Annotated in this window: 10 protein-coding genes and 1 tRNA gene; 4 read left to right on the top strand and 7 right to left on the bottom strand. The window is 67.5% G+C overall.

The window, feature by feature from the left end:
• Positions 1-211 precede the first annotated feature (211 nt).
• A complete protein-coding gene (locus ATO4_RS22380; RefSeq protein WP_083593994.1) occupies positions 212-967 on the bottom strand; it encodes an alpha/beta fold hydrolase in 756 nt (251 codons plus the stop codon).
• 392 nt (positions 968-1,359) lie between these two features.
• On the opposite strand from ATO4_RS22380, the gene ATO4_RS22375 reads away from it, so the two are divergent.
• The gene (locus ATO4_RS22375) at positions 1,360-2,244 is read left to right on the top strand and encodes a DMT family transporter (RefSeq protein WP_083593993.1); all 885 of its coding nucleotides are present in this window, start codon (positions 1,360-1,362) and stop codon (positions 2,242-2,244) included.
• Between the two features lie 36 nt (positions 2,245-2,280).
• Here the strand turns inward: ATO4_RS22375 and ATO4_RS22370 are convergent, their stop codons facing one another.
• Together ATO4_RS22370 and ATO4_RS22365 are read right to left on the bottom strand one after the other, a co-directional pair.
• Positions 2,281-2,607 carry a DNA-binding transcriptional regulator gene (locus ATO4_RS22370; protein ID WP_083593992.1) on the bottom strand — a complete coding sequence of 109 codons (327 nt, stop codon included), beginning with the start codon at positions 2,605-2,607 and terminating at the stop codon, positions 2,281-2,283.
• Positions 2,576-2,971 (bottom strand): type II toxin-antitoxin system RelE/ParE family toxin, encoded by a 396-nt coding sequence (locus tag ATO4_RS22365; RefSeq protein WP_083593991.1) that lies wholly within the window; start codon positions 2,969-2,971, stop codon positions 2,576-2,578. Before ATO4_RS22365 ends, ATO4_RS22370 begins: the two co-directional genes overlap by 32 nt.
• 306 nt (positions 2,972-3,277) lie before the next feature.
• Between ATO4_RS22365 and pyc the strand changes: the two genes are divergently transcribed.
• Positions 3,278-6,739, top strand: a complete 3,462-nt coding sequence (pyc, locus tag ATO4_RS22360) for a pyruvate carboxylase (RefSeq protein WP_083594028.1) — start codon at positions 3,278-3,280, stop codon at positions 6,737-6,739.
• Positions 6,740-7,092: 353 nt separating this feature from the next.
• Here pyc and ATO4_RS22355 read toward each other — a convergent pair.
• Positions 7,093-7,168 (bottom strand) — tRNA-Phe (locus ATO4_RS22355).
• A 283-nt stretch (positions 7,169-7,451) separates the two neighbouring features.
• On the opposite strand from ATO4_RS22355, the gene ATO4_RS22350 reads away from it, so the two are divergent.
• Positions 7,452-8,126 carry an HAD family hydrolase gene (locus tag ATO4_RS22350; protein WP_083593990.1) on the top strand — a complete coding sequence of 225 codons (675 nt, stop codon included), beginning with the start codon at positions 7,452-7,454 and terminating at the stop codon, positions 8,124-8,126.
• 121 nt (positions 8,127-8,247) lie between these two features.
• On the opposite strand, the gene ATO4_RS22345 is transcribed toward ATO4_RS22350, so the two are convergent.
• A complete protein-coding gene (locus tag ATO4_RS22345; RefSeq protein WP_083593989.1) occupies positions 8,248-9,249 on the bottom strand; it encodes a KpsF/GutQ family sugar-phosphate isomerase in 1,002 nt (333 codons plus the stop codon).
• A gap of 258 nt (positions 9,250-9,507) precedes the next feature.
• On the opposite strand from ATO4_RS22345, the gene ATO4_RS22340 reads away from it, so the two are divergent.
• Positions 9,508-11,247 (top strand): outer membrane beta-barrel protein, encoded by a 1,740-nt coding sequence (locus ATO4_RS22340; protein ID WP_139802633.1) that lies wholly within the window; start codon positions 9,508-9,510, stop codon positions 11,245-11,247.
• A gap of 40 nt (positions 11,248-11,287) precedes the next feature.
• Here ATO4_RS22340 and ATO4_RS22335 read toward each other — a convergent pair whose 3' ends face one another.
• Positions 11,288-11,899: an NUDIX domain-containing protein gene (locus tag ATO4_RS22335; protein WP_083593987.1), complete on the bottom strand. Its 612-nt coding sequence runs from the start codon at positions 11,897-11,899 to the stop codon at positions 11,288-11,290.
• 183 nt (positions 11,900-12,082) lie between these two features.
• On the bottom strand, positions 12,083-12,970 hold the full coding sequence (gene galU, locus ATO4_RS22330; protein ID WP_083593986.1) for a UTP--glucose-1-phosphate uridylyltransferase GalU: 888 nt from the start codon (positions 12,968-12,970) through the stop codon (positions 12,083-12,085).
• Positions 12,971-13,280: the final 310 nt, after the last annotated feature.

The following is a 13,280-nucleotide window of genomic DNA, read 5'->3' as shown; positions in this document are numbered from 1 at the left end:
TTATTCAGGCACCCCCAAGCGATCATCCCCCCTCGATCGCAACATGCACACGAAAAAGGGCAGCTCCCCCTCGCTGCCCTTTTTCGTGTGTCCGGCACCTGCTTCGCAATTTCGGCTTTCCCGTTCGCTGTCTCCTCGGCCAGGCAGCTCCCCGAACAGGCAGTGCCTGCGGGGCCTCGCGAGATTCCCGCGAGGAACTCCCGCGGCTGTCTCAGGCGGCGCCGATCTCCGTGAAGAACGCCCCCAGGCGGTCGACGATCAGGTCCTTGTCGTTGTCGAGGGTCGCCACGTGGTAGGATTCGTTCAGCCAGAGCAGGCGGATGTCGTCCGAGGACACGGCGTTGACGATCTTCAGGGCGTTCGCGGCCGGCACGACGTGGTCCTCGCGGCCATGGACGACCAGGCAGGGGCAGGCGATCCTCGCCAGCAGATCGCTGGTGGCGGCAAACAGCACCACCGCCTCGGCCATGCATGCGACCGGCACCTCCGGATAGGCGAGCTCCACGACCCCTTCCGCCTTGATGTCCGAGCCGATGCCCGGCAGCCGCTTCGGCCGCGGGTTCAGCATCAGCGCCTCGGCGAAGGGCTCGGTCAGCTGGCCGGCGGCCGCCGCGATCGGCGCGATGCCGGCGACGAGATCGGGGAAGCGGGCCGCAAGGTTGAGCGTCAGCGTGCCGCCCATCGAAAGGCCGGCGACGAAGACCTTGCGTTTGCGCGCCGCCAGCGACGTCAGCGCCGCCTCCGCCTCGCCGACCCAGTCGAGATAGCCGGTCGTCTCCATGTCGTCCGGCGACGTGCCGTGCCCCGGCAGGCGCGGCCCGACGACGGTGAAGCCGAAGCGGCGATGGAGGCCCTCGCCGAGATAGCGCATGCTCTGGGTGGTTCCGGTGAAGCCGTGCAGCACCACGACGCCGATGTCGTTGCCCTCAAATGCGAACGGCTCGGCTCCCTCGATAACACTGACCATCGTCCTCGCTCCCCAAGTTTCGATTGTGCGATCGTCCGTGGCGCGGCAGTTCCGAACGGCCCTGCCCGCCGCCTCGGACCGGGCGGAATTGGCACCACCGGCGGAGCGCCGTCAATCCTCTCTCGCGCGCCTCTCGCGGGGCCTCCCGCGCGCCTCTCGCGAGGCCTCTCGCGGGCATAGCTCAGGCCTTGCTCAGGCCTCCCGCGGGCGTCCTCGACGCGGCTGGCACCGGAGGCTGGGTGTGTCCCGGTCGCGCCACGCCGTCGCCACCCCGGTCGGCTCAATCTGTTCGCAGACTTGCGGATTTTGCCGGGCTGTGGCCGTCCGCCGCTTGTCAGCCACCGGACGCCGTCTTATCGACCGGCCTCGATCGCCCGTTTCGAAAGCACCCCATGCAATCCGGCATCCTGCTCGCCTTTGCGGCCTATTTTTCGTTTGCCTGCGGGGATGCGGCGCTGAAGGCGATCGGCCATCAGCTGCCGGTGTTCGAGGTCGGCTTCTTCATTTCGCTGATCGCCCTGGTGCCGGCGCTGTTCACCAAGCGGCCGGAGGATAGCTGGCCGTCGGTCTTCGTGCCGAAGCGGCCGGGCCTGCTCGCGATCCGGATGGCGAGCGGCACCCTCGGCGGCATACTCGGCGTCGTCGCCTTCACCACCCTGCCGCTGGCCGAGGCCTATGCGCTGATCTTCCTCCTGCCGATCTTCGTGACGGTGTTCTCCTTCGTGGTCCTCAAGGAGGACATCGGCTGGCGGCGCTGGCTGGCGGTGGTGGGCGGTCTCGTCGGCGTCCTGCTCGTCGTGCGGCCGGGCTTTCGCGAGATCCTTCCCGGTCATCTCGCCGCCGTCGGCGTCGCGATCTGCGGGGCGATCACGGTGATCGTCCTGCGCGTGCTCGGCCCGAGCGAAAAGCGCGTGACGCTGATCGGCGCGGTGCTCGTCGCCGCCGTCGTCGTCAACGGCGTCCTGATGCTGCCGGATTTCAAGGCGCCGCCTGCCGAGACCTGGCTGCTGCTGGTCTTCGGCGGCCTCGTCGTCGGCCTCGCCCATCTCCTCCTGGTCTTCGCGACCCGCTTCGCCTCGGCGGCCCGGGTCGCGCCCACCCAGTACAGCCAGATCATCTGGGCGGCGGTGATCGGCGCGGCCTTCTTCGAGGAGTTCCCGGACTGGATCGCCATGGCCGGCATGGCGCTGGTCGGTCTCTCCGGGCTCTTCACCTTCGTGCGCGAGACGGAAAAGACCGCCTGGCCGCAGAAGACGCCGCTGGTGCGGAACCGGTGAGGTTCGACGACGCACATCCGACACGCCGAGCCAGGTTCACATGATGGCCTCGACGCCCTTCTTGTAGGCGAGTGAGAGCAGTTTGAGCGAAGGCCCGCTCGGCCGCTTCTCGCCCTGCTCCCATTTGCTGACGACCGAGGTGCTGACGTTCAGAACCTTGGCGAACACGGCCTGGCTCATCTGCGCGTTCTCGCGGAGCGCCCGAATGCCCTCCGCATCGAATGTCTCGATGGTCGTCAGGCATTCGACGTCGAATTCGCGCATTGTCTGCAGATCGATCGCGCCGACCTTTTGAAGCCCCTCCATCGCCAGATGGAGGGAACGAAGCGCCTCACTCCGATAGACCTTTTTCTTTTCCGTCATCCTCGATCTCGATCCATTCTCTGGAGTGAACAAGAGCCTGCACCTGATCTTCGGTGAGGCCGACGATGAGTTTTGCCGCCTTCTTGTAGGCACGCTCCTCAATGGTGCTCAGATTGGCCTTCTCGCTTTTGCCGAAGAGGTGGACAAACACGAGCCGGTCTTTCGCATTGAAGACGATGATGGTCCGGTGTGCGCCCCTCCGACCGCCCTTTCCCTGCGATATCCTCTGTTTGATCAGGAAGGCGCCGAGCTCGGCGTCAATCTTCCCGCCCAGGGTTCGCTTGACGACGTTTCTCAGCTCATCCACCGCCACGCCCTCTTTGCGAGCAGTGCGAGCGAATTCCTTCGTCTTGAACGCCCGCATCCTTCGCTCGTCAGTTTGGTTGTGGAATATCAGGAACTCCGAAAAAGCCGTCGGCCCCAGATGGCAAACGACATGGAAACATGGTCAAATCTATATGACCTGGTCCTATATTTCAAGAGCCACGCGGTCGCGTGCGTCTGCGCGCACCGCGCCTTTTGACGAGGGCCCGACGACGTCATAGGCGGAGACGACCCCGGGGCCATTTCTTCGCACTTGCGAAATCGCGCGACGCGCCGCAATCTTGTGCATCGGGGCGGGCGGCGGTAAGCCGGCGGCCCCATCAGGACAGTTCGGGAGGTGTTGTTCGTGGCCATTCGCAAGATTCTCGTCGCCAATCGGTCGGAGATCGCCATCCGCGTGTTTCGCGCCGCCAATGAGCTCGGTCTGCGGACCGTGGCGATCTGGGCGGAGGAGGACAAGCTGGCGCTGCATCGCTTCAAGGCGGACGAGAGCTACCAGGTCGGCCGCGGCGCCCATCTTCCCAAGGATCTCGGCCCGATCGAGAGCTACCTGTCGATCGAGGAGGTGATCCGCGTCGCCAAGCTGTCCGGCGCCGACGCGATCCATCCGGGCTACGGGCTGCTCTCCGAGAGCCCCGAATTCGTCGATGCCTGCCATGAGGCCGGCCTGACCTTCATCGGCCCCTCGGCGGATACGATGCGCCGGCTCGGCAACAAGGTTGCCGCCCGCAATCTCGCCGTCGAGGTCGGCGTGCCGGTCGTGCCCGCCACCGCGCCGCTGCCGGACGACATGGCCGAGGTCCGGCGGATGGCGGCCGAGGTCGGCTTCCCGGTGATGCTGAAGGCCTCCTGGGGCGGCGGCGGCCGGGGGATGCGCGTCATCCGCGCCGAGAAGGACCTCGAGCGCGAGGTGATCGAGGCCAAGCGGGAGGCCAAGGCCGCCTTCGGCAAGGACGAGGTCTATCTGGAAAAGCTGGTCGAGCGGGCCCGCCACGTCGAGGTGCAGATCCTCGGCGACACCCATGGCAACGTCGTCGACCTGTTCGAGCGCGACTGCTCGATCCAGCGACGCAATCAAAAGGTCGTCGAGCGCGCGCCGGCGCCGTATCTCTCCCACGAGCAGCGCCGCGAACTCGCCGCCTATGCCCGCAAGCTCGCCGACGCGACGGCCTATGTCGGCGCCGGCACCGTCGAGTTCCTGATGGATGCGGACACCGACGCGTTCTACTTCATCGAGGTCAACCCACGCATCCAGGTCGAGCATACGGTCACCGAGGAGGTGACCGGCATCGACATCGTCAAGGCGCAGATCCACATCCTCGACGGTCACGCGATTGGAACGCCCGAATCCGGCGTTCCCGCCCAGGCCGACATCAAGCTCAACGGCCACGCTTTGCAGTGCCGGATCACCACGGAGGATCCCGAGCACAACTTCATCCCGGACTATGGCCGCATCACCGCCTATCGCGGCGCCACCGGCTTCGGCATCCGGCTCGACGGCGGCACCGCCTATTCCGGCGCGGTGATCACGCGGTTCTATGATCCGCTCCTGGAAAAGGTCACCGCCTGGGCGCCGACGCCGGAAGAGGCGATCGCCCGCATGGACCGGGCGCTGCGCGAATTCCGCATCCGCGGCGTCGCGACGAACCTCACCTTCCTCGAGGCGATCATCGGCCACGAGAAGTTCCGGGACAACACCTACAACACCAAGTTCATCGACGAGACGCCGGAGCTGTTCCAGCAGGTCAAGCGCCGCGACCGCGCCACCAAGCTCCTCACCTATCTCGCCGACGTCACGGTCAACGGCCATCCCGAGACGAAGAACCGGCCGATGCCGCCGCAGGACCACGCCCCGCCGGTGGCGCCGCTGTTCGACGCCCCGATCGCTCCCGGCACCCGGCAGAAGCTCGACGAGCTCGGCCCCAAGGGCTTTGCCGACTGGCTGCGCGACAAGCCCGAGGTGATGATCACCGACACGACGATGCGCGACGGCCATCAGTCGCTGCTCGCGACGCGGGCCCGCACCCATGACATCGTCGGTATCGCCGAGGCCTATGCGCGGGGCCTGCCGCAGCTCCTGTCGCTGGAATGCTGGGGCGGCGCCACCTTCGACGTCGCCATGCGCTTCCTCACCGAGGACCCGTGGGAGCGGCTCGCCCTCGTCCGGGAGAAGGCGCCGAACATCCTCCTGCAGATGCTGCTCCGGGGCTCCAACGGCGTCGGCTACACCAACTATCCCGACAACGTCGTGAAGTACTTCGTCGCCGAGGCGGCGAAGGGCGGCGTCGACCTCTTCCGGGTGTTCGACTGCCTCAACTGGGTGGAGAACATGCGCGTCTCGATGGACGCCGTGTGCGAGGCCGGCAAGATCTGCGAAGGCGCGATCTGCTACACCGGCGACCTCTTCGACCCCGAGCGCGCGAAATACGATCTCAAATACTACGTCGCGCTGGCCAAGGAGATGGAAGCCGCCGGCGCCCACATCCTCGGCGTCAAGGACATGGCGGGGCTCCTGAAGCCGGCGGCGGCGCGCGTCCTGTTCAAGGCGCTGAAGGAGGAGGTCGGGCTTCCGATCCACTTCCACACCCACGACACCTCGGGGATCTCGGCGGCGACGGTGCTGGCGGCGGTGGATGCCGGCGTCGACGCGGTCGACGCGGCGATGGACGCCTTCTCGGGCAACACCTCGCAGCCCTGCCTCGGCTCGATCGTCGAGGCGCTGAAGGGATCGGAGCGCGATCCCGGCCTCTCCTCGGCCGCGATCCGGCGGATCTCCTTCTACTGGGAGGCCGTGCGCACCCAGTATGCCGCCTTCGAGAGCGACCTGAAGGGCCCCGCCTCGGAGGTCTATCTGCACGAGATGCCGGGCGGCCAGTTCACCAATCTGAAGGAGCAGGCCCGCTCCCTCGGGCTGGAGACCCGCTGGCACCAGGTCGCCCAGACCTATGCCGACGTCAACAAGATGTTCGGCGACATCGTCAAGGTGACGCCCTCCTCCAAGGTCGTCGGCGACATGGCGCTGATGATGGTCAGCCAGGATCTCACCGTCGCCGACGTGATGGATCCGAAGAAGGATCTGGCCTTCCCCGACAGCGTCGTCGCCATGCTGCACGGCGATCTCGGCCAGCCGCCCTCGGGCTGGCCCAAAGACATCCAGGCGAAGATCCTGAAGGACAAGCAGCCGATCACCGTGCGCCCCGGCTCGCTGATCCCGGAGGCCGACCTCGCCGCCGAGCAGGCGACGATCGAGGCCAAGCTGGAGCGCAAGGTGAGCGATCAGGAGTTCGCCTCCTATCTGATGTATCCGAAGGTATTCACCGACTTCGCCCTCGCCGCCGATCTCTACGGCCCGGTCTCCATGCTGCCGACGCCGAACTATTTCTACGGCATCGTCCAGGAGGACGAGGTGCTGGTCGACATCGAGCGGGGCAAGACGCTGGTGATCCGCTGCCTCGGCTTCGGCGAGACCGACGAGAAGGGCATGCGCACGGTGTTCTTCGAGCTGAACGGCCAGCCCCGCCGGGTGAAGGTGCCGGACCGGGCCCATGGCGCCGCCGGCAATGGCGCCAGGCAGAAGGCCGATCCGGCCAATCCGAACCATCTCGGCGCCCCGATGCCGGGCGTCGTCTCGACGCTTGCGGTCGCGGCCGGCCAGGAGGTCAAGGCGGGCGACGTGCTCCTGTCGATCGAGGCGATGAAGATGGAAACCGCCATCCACGCCGAGCGCAACGGCAGGATCGAGGCGGTGCATGTCTCCACCGGCTCGCAGATCGACGCCAAGGACCTCTTGGTGGTCTATGCGGCGTAGGTCGTCACGCGGGTGAATGAAGAGGGCGGCCCGCTTCAGGCGGCCTCCCGCTTCGCCTCCACCGACGATGATTGGCTGGAACGGCAACGGTGCGCGGCGAAGCGGCGTCCGCCGCAACGCTTGCAATGGCCGGGCCTGGCGCGGCCGCTGTTGGGCGCATCGCGTCGCTTCGGCAGGTGCAACCCCCGCCCCGCACATTCGCGCATCTTGATCGAGGAAAAAGCAAGCGTCGGCGTCGGCACGATACGCGCCGGCATCCGCTGATATCTGCGACTTGGAGGAAATCTCCCGGCGAGATCAGGAGTGCTTCAGGCAGCACGTCCGGTCGATGTCGCCACGCCCTCGATCAGGAGTGGTGCCCGGGACTGGAATCGAACCAGTGACACTGCGATTTTCAGTCGCATGCTCTACCAACTGAGCTACCCGGGCGCCGCCGCCGATGCTCGCTTACAGCGTTTCTGCAAGGCCGATGCGGCGGGGAGTGGCGGCCTTATAGAAAAGCTTTCGGGCCCTGTCCAGCGGCAATCTCGTGCCGGCCCGTGGAGTTTTTCATTTGCGTGACAGAAGCTTCGCCAGAACCGGTCGAGGTCCCGGCGCCGGCGCCCGATCGGCGGCGGCTGCGAGGGCGGGTTGCCAGTGCCCCGGCGGCGGGCGCCATGGAAGCTCCCATCGTCTGGCTTATCTTCCCCTCCCCAGTTCCCCGGAGGCCATCATGCGCCAAAGCCCCGCCTTCCTCTTCGATCTCGACGGCACGCTGGTCGACAGCGTCTACCAGCACGTCCTCTCCTGGAAGGACGCGCTCGACGCCGAGGGCATCGCCCTGTCGGTCTGGCGGATCCACCGCAAGATCGGCATGAGCGGCGGCCTGTTCACCAACCAGCTGCTGCGCGAGATCGGCGAGGAGATCACCGAGGAACGCCGCGAGCGGCTGCGTCAGGCCCATGCGGAGGCCTACAGGAGCCATTCGCGCAGCGTCGTGCCGCTGCCGGGGGCGCGCGAGCTGCTCGACGCCCTGACCCGCGAGAAGCTCGCCTGGGCGATCGCGACGAGCGGGCGGATGGAGACGGCAAAGCACAATCTCGACCGGCTCGGGATCGACCCGGACGAGGTGCCGGTGGTCACAAGGGACGCTGTAAAATACGCCAAGCCCGAGCCCGACCTGTTCATCGCGGCGGCGGAGCGCCTCGGGGTCGCGACGGAAGGTTCGATGGTGATCGGCGATTCGATCTGGGACATGCTCGCCGCCCAGCGCTGCCGGGCGCTCGGCGTCGGGCTGTTGTCCGGCGGCTATGGCGGCGAGGAACTGGAACGCTCGGGCGCGTTCCGGGTCTATGAGGATCCGGCGGACATGCTGGATCATCTCGACGAGGTCGGCGGGCGGACCTGACACGCCCGCTCGCGGCGCGGTCGAGCAGATCACCCGTCCTGAACGGGCCCCCGCGTCGCCGTGAAACCCGGCCCCCGATCACGACGGACGGGGCGCGGGGCTTATCGGGGTGGCTACCCGTTCAGGCGACGCCGAGGCGCAAAAGGTCGTGCAGGTGGACGATGCCGACCGGCCGGCCCTCGCGCACCACCATCACGGCGGTGATGTTGCGGGTGTTGATCATCTCCAGCGCCGCGACGGCAAGGGTGTCCGGCCGGATGGTCTTCGGATCGGCGGTCATCACGTGGTCGACGGTGCGGGCGAGCAGGCCCGGATCGAGGTGGCGGCGCAGGTCGCCGTCGGTGATGATGCCCTTCAGGCGGCCGTCCTCGCCGATCACGCCGACGCAGCCGAAGCCCTTGCGCGACATGGTGATGATCGCTTCGGACATCAGCGTGCCGGAGGCGACCAGCGGCATCGCCTCGCCGGTGTGCATGATGTCGGAGACGTGCTTCAGGCTGGCGCCCAGTTGGCCGCCCGGATGGAAGACGTGGAAGTCGTCGGGGGTGAAGCCGCGGCGTTCGAGGAGGGCCACGGCGAGCGCATCGCCCATGACCAGCTGCATGGTCGAGGAGGAGGTCGGCGCGAGGCCGAGCGGACAGGCTTCGGTCGCCCGCGGCAGGAGCAGCGTCACGTCCGCCTCGCGGGCAAGCGTCGAGTTCGGCCGCGAGGTGACGGCGACGAGGGGAATGCGGAAGCGGCGGGAATAGGCGACGATGCCGTAGAGCTCGGCGGTCTCGCCGGACCACGACATGGCGAGGATCGCATCGTCCTTGCCGATCATGCCGAGATCGCCGTGATTGGCCTCGGAGGGGTGGACGAAGAAGGCCGGCGTGCCGGTCGAGGCGAAGGTCGCGGCGATCTTCGAGCCGATATGGCCGCTCTTGCCGACGCCGGTGACGATCAGCCGGCCGGAGACCGACGCGATGAGATCGAGGGCCGCCTCGAAGCTCGCCGCCATGTCCGTCTTGATCAGCGCCGCCAGTGCCTTCAGCGCCTCGATCTCGGTCTCGATCGTGTGGGCGGCGGAGCGCGAACCGACCTGGTCGTTCGCGGCGGCAATCTCGACGTTGGGCAGGGACATCGTTCGTTCTTCTCGTCTTGGCCGGGCTGGCTGCGGCCGACGAGACCGACGCACCCGACGATGGAATGAAGCCTTCGGCTATCTGACGCAAACGTGACCGTATCGGGACGGCGTCGCGATTCCTGTTTCGCGCAACCGCCGGCGGCTAGGTTCTCGTCCCAGAAGTGTCCGATCTGCAACAATCGGTCAATGCCGCTGAAGACCCCGCCGGCCGAGTGCAAGCGGGACGCCAACAGACATGCCGGACGACGCGCGACGATGGACCAGACAGACGGACGGGTTTTGCCGGTGATGCTGCTCTTGGCGGCCGGGCTCGCCATGTCCGCCTCGCCGGCGCTCGCGCAGGACCTGTCCAGCGACGGATCACTGCGGCGGACCGTCGAGGGCAATCCGAGCTCCAGCCGGCTCGCCGATCCCAATGCCGACCTGATCGAGGCGCTGGGCGCCTACAATCGCCAGGACATCACCGCGCCGGACGAGAAGGGCGACGATCCCTCGCAGCTGCGGCAGGTCCCCGATCCCGCAGCCGAGGACGCCGCCGATCCCGGACCCGATGCCGGTGCTTCGGGAACCGGGCCACGGCAGAGCTTCGACCTCGATGACGGACCGCCCTCCCTTGTTCCCGGTGATGGCCTCGCCGTGCCGGCCGGACGCGCCAACACCTCGGCGAGACCGGCCGAGAGAAGCGGCGAGGAGCGGACCGAAGACGGCGAGGCGGCCGCCGGCGAAAACCAGGGCGACGACCTGCCCGATCCGCTCAACCCGACGCTCGGCGCCGGCATCACCGACGAGACGCGGGGCGCCCAGTCGATCCTGCGCAGCAACCAGGCGGCCGAGACGGTGGACCGCGTCCGCCGGCTGAACCGCGCCGATGCCGACGACCCCTTCGCGCCCGTCGGCGTGCGGGTCGGCACCTTCATTCTCTATCCGGAGCTGATCCAGACGATCGGCGCCTCCAGCAACCTCCAGAACGACAGGGATGCCACGAGCGGCGCCTTCACCGAGACGATCATCTCCTCGCGCCTCGTCTCCGACTGGTCGAGCCACCAGGCCGAGTTCAACTCGCACTTTTCCTACCGCAAGGATTTCGCAGGGGACGAGCAGCAGGATCCGAGCGCGGCGGTCGACGGCCGCCTGCGGATCGACATCTCCCGGGACACGGTGGCGACGCTGCGCGGCGCGATCGACTATGCCCGCGAGGACTATTCCGACGTCCTCGACGACGAATCCCTTTCCGGCCGGGCCGATGTGTTCTCGGGGTCGCTGGCGGCCGAACTCACCCACGACTTCCATCCGGTGACTGTCGGCGGCACGCTGACGGCGGCGCGGCGCTCCTATCTGAGCCTGCCGGAGGGCAGCGTCGACGAGGACTACACGACGCTGAGCGCGGCGCTGCGCACCGGCTTCGACCTTTCCCCGGCCATCAAGCCCTTTGTCGAGGCGAGCCTCGGCCGGCGGCTCTTCGACGTGCCCCAGCCGAGCGAACGGGACGGGCCGTCACGCGATGCCTGGCTGCCGGCGCTGCGGACCGGCGTCGCCCTCGACCTGCGGGACAAGCTGAAGGGCGAAATCGCCGTCGGCTATGCCTGGTACCTGCCCGACGACGAAGCGGCCCGGACGGCGAGCGCGACGACCGTCGACGCCAGCCTCGTCTGGTCGCCGCAGCGGGGCACGGACGTGACCCTCGCCGCCCTCACCAGCTTCGCGCCGGAGCTGACCGGACAGTCGGCGACGACCAATTACGAGACCTCCCTCGCCATCGCCCACTCCGTCGGCGCCCGAACGACGCTGACGGCGGCGGCACGGCTCGGCTATGAGGATTCGACCGTGGAGAACGACGACAAGCTGCTCCTGTCGGGCGAAGCCGGCTTCAACTACTGGCTCAACCGCCAGTTCGCCCTGACCGGCTCCTACGAACACCGCCGGTCCTTCGCGGTCGCCGAGGACAGCCGCTACAGCGCCGACACCATCCGGCTCGGCATCACGCTGCAGCGCTGAGGCGGCGACGCGCCGGCTCTGTCGTTCCCCCGCGGGAGGCTCAGGCGGAGGCTGGTTCGGCCCCGGAGCGGCCGGCGAAGATCGTCAGCGCCGCATGCTGCAGCAGCATGATGGTCTTGGCGTCGCGGATCCGGCCGTCGCGGGTCATCTGCAGGGCCTCGGCGAAGGCGAGGTCGAGGACCTCGATGTCCTCGCCCTCCGCGGCGATGCCGCCGCCAGTGCCCGCCCGGTGCGAACTGTCGTAGCGGGCGACGAAGAAGAACAGCCGTTCGGTGACCGAGCCGGGGCTCATGAATACGTCCCAGAGCCGCTCGACCTCCCGCACCCGCAGGCCGGCCTCCTCCTCGAGCTCGGCCCGGATCCGCTCTTCCGGCGCCGCCGCATCGAGAAGCCCCGCCGGGGCCTCGATCATCAGCTCGTCGCAGCCGCTGACGAAGGCCGGGAAGCGGAACTGCCGGATCAGGATCACCCGCCCCGCGACGGGATCATAGGGCAGGATGACCGCGCCATTGCCCCGGTCGTAGGTCTCGCGCGTCTGGCGCTGCCAGCTGCCGTCGGCGCGGCGGAAGTCGAAGACGGTCTTCTTGAGGACGCCCCAGTCATCCGCCAGGACGGTGACCTCGCCCAGCCGCACACGATCCGCGACGCTCATCTGGCCTCCCTTCGAGACTTGCCATTGCTGTAGCTGGTGATGGTGCGGGACGAGCGTCGTCGCGGCCGGAATGCGGAGCGCGGCGGAACCGCGCGCCGGCAGGCGTTCATCCCACGGTCGGCGGCATGGGCGCCAACGGGCGCCGGGCGCCGGCCCGGCATCCGCAGGCGGCCCGGCGCCGGATCACTCCGCCGGCTTCACCGTGTTCATCAGCTTTTCCAGGTTGCCGATGACCTTGTCGCGAATGTCCGGCCGATAGAGCGCGAAGGCGACGTTCGCCTCGATGAAGCCTTCCTTCGAACCACAGTCGAAGGTGCGGCCGGTGAAGGGATAGGCGGCGAAATCCTGGCTTTCCGCCAGCTTCAGCATGCCGTCGGTGAGCTGGATCTCGTTGCCCGCGCCCTTTTCCTGGGTGGCGAGGATGTCGAAGATCTCCGGCTGCAGGATGTAGCGGCCGGAGATCGAGAAGTTCGACGGCGCGTCCTCGGGCTTGGGCTTTTCAACCATGCCGGTGATCCTGAAGCCGTTGCCGACGGCGTCGCCCTTGCCGACGATGCCGTATTTGTGGGTCTCTTCCGGATCGCATTCCTCGACCGAAATGACGTTGCCGCCGGTCTTTTCGTAGAGGGCCACCATCTCGGCGAGGCAGCCCTTCTCGGCCTGCATGATCATGTCGGGCAGAAGGATCGCGAAGGGCTCGTTGCCGACGAGATCGCGGGCGCACCAGATGGCGTGGCCGAGGCCGAGCGGCGCCTGCTGGCGGGTGAAGCTCGCGGTGCCGGGTTTCGGCTGGAGGTCGTCGAGAAGCTTCAGCTCGGCCGTCTTGCCGCGCTCGGCGAGCGTGTTGGAAAGCTCGACCTGGATGTCGAAATAGTCCTCGATGACCCCTTTGTTGCGGCCGGTCACGAAGATCAGGTGATCGATGCCGGCTTCCCTCGCCTCGTCGACCACATACTGGATCACCGGCCGGTCGACGACCGTCAGCATCTCCTTGGGGATCGCCTTGGTGGCAGGCAGGAAGCGTGTTCCCAGACCTGCCACGGGAAATACGGCTTTGCGGACCTTCTTCATCGAAAGGCTTCTCCTGAAATGCGACCGAAGGGTCGGTTCGATGAGCGCATCAAAATCTTGTGCGCCATCGCAAAGTCAACAGGCGGCCGCGACGAAAACGCAGATCGGCCGCCGGTCGGCGTCGGCAGATCCGGGCCGGGCCGTCCAAACCGCGGGCATCAGGCGCAGCCGGGGCGGCGGCGGCACGCGGCGCACGCGCTCCCGCCGCCCCTGATGAGGGAGCCAGTCGCGCGGGAGGCTCGCACGGTCCCTGCTGGGTTCAGAAGATGAAGTCGGTCGCGTCGAGATCGCCGATGGCGACACCATTCAG

Source organism: Aurantimonas sp. 22II-16-19i (genome assembly GCF_002088275.1).
Lineage (GTDB): Bacteria > Pseudomonadota > Alphaproteobacteria > Rhizobiales > Rhizobiaceae > Jiella.
Note: the sequence above shows the minus strand (reverse complement) of the source record. Positions and strands in the feature narration are given on the sequence as shown.

Coding starts and splice junctions, on each gene's coding strand:
- ATO4_RS22365 (WP_083593991.1), bottom strand. CDS start 2,971: ATGCGGGCGTTCAAGACGAAGGAATTCGCTCGCACTGCTCGCAAAGAG.
- ATO4_RS22345 (WP_083593989.1), bottom strand. CDS start 9,249: ATGTCCCTGCCCAACGTCGAGATTGCCGCCGCGAACGACCAGGTCGGT.
- ATO4_RS22350 (WP_083593990.1), top strand. CDS start 7,452: ATGCGCCAAAGCCCCGCCTTCCTCTTCGATCTCGACGGCACGCTGGTC.
- ATO4_RS22370 (WP_083593992.1), bottom strand. CDS start 2,607: ATGACGGAAAAGAAAAAGGTCTATCGGAGTGAGGCGCTTCGTTCCCTC.
- ATO4_RS22380 (WP_083593994.1), bottom strand. CDS start 967: ATGGTCAGTGTTATCGAGGGAGCCGAGCCGTTCGCATTTGAGGGCAAC.
- galU (WP_083593986.1), bottom strand. CDS start 12,970: ATGAAGAAGGTCCGCAAAGCCGTATTTCCCGTGGCAGGTCTGGGAACA.
- ATO4_RS22335 (WP_083593987.1), bottom strand. CDS start 11,899: ATGAGCGTCGCGGATCGTGTGCGGCTGGGCGAGGTCACCGTCCTGGCG.
- ATO4_RS22375 (WP_083593993.1), top strand. CDS start 1,360: ATGCAATCCGGCATCCTGCTCGCCTTTGCGGCCTATTTTTCGTTTGCC.
- ATO4_RS22340 (WP_139802633.1), top strand. CDS start 9,508: ATGGACCAGACAGACGGACGGGTTTTGCCGGTGATGCTGCTCTTGGCG.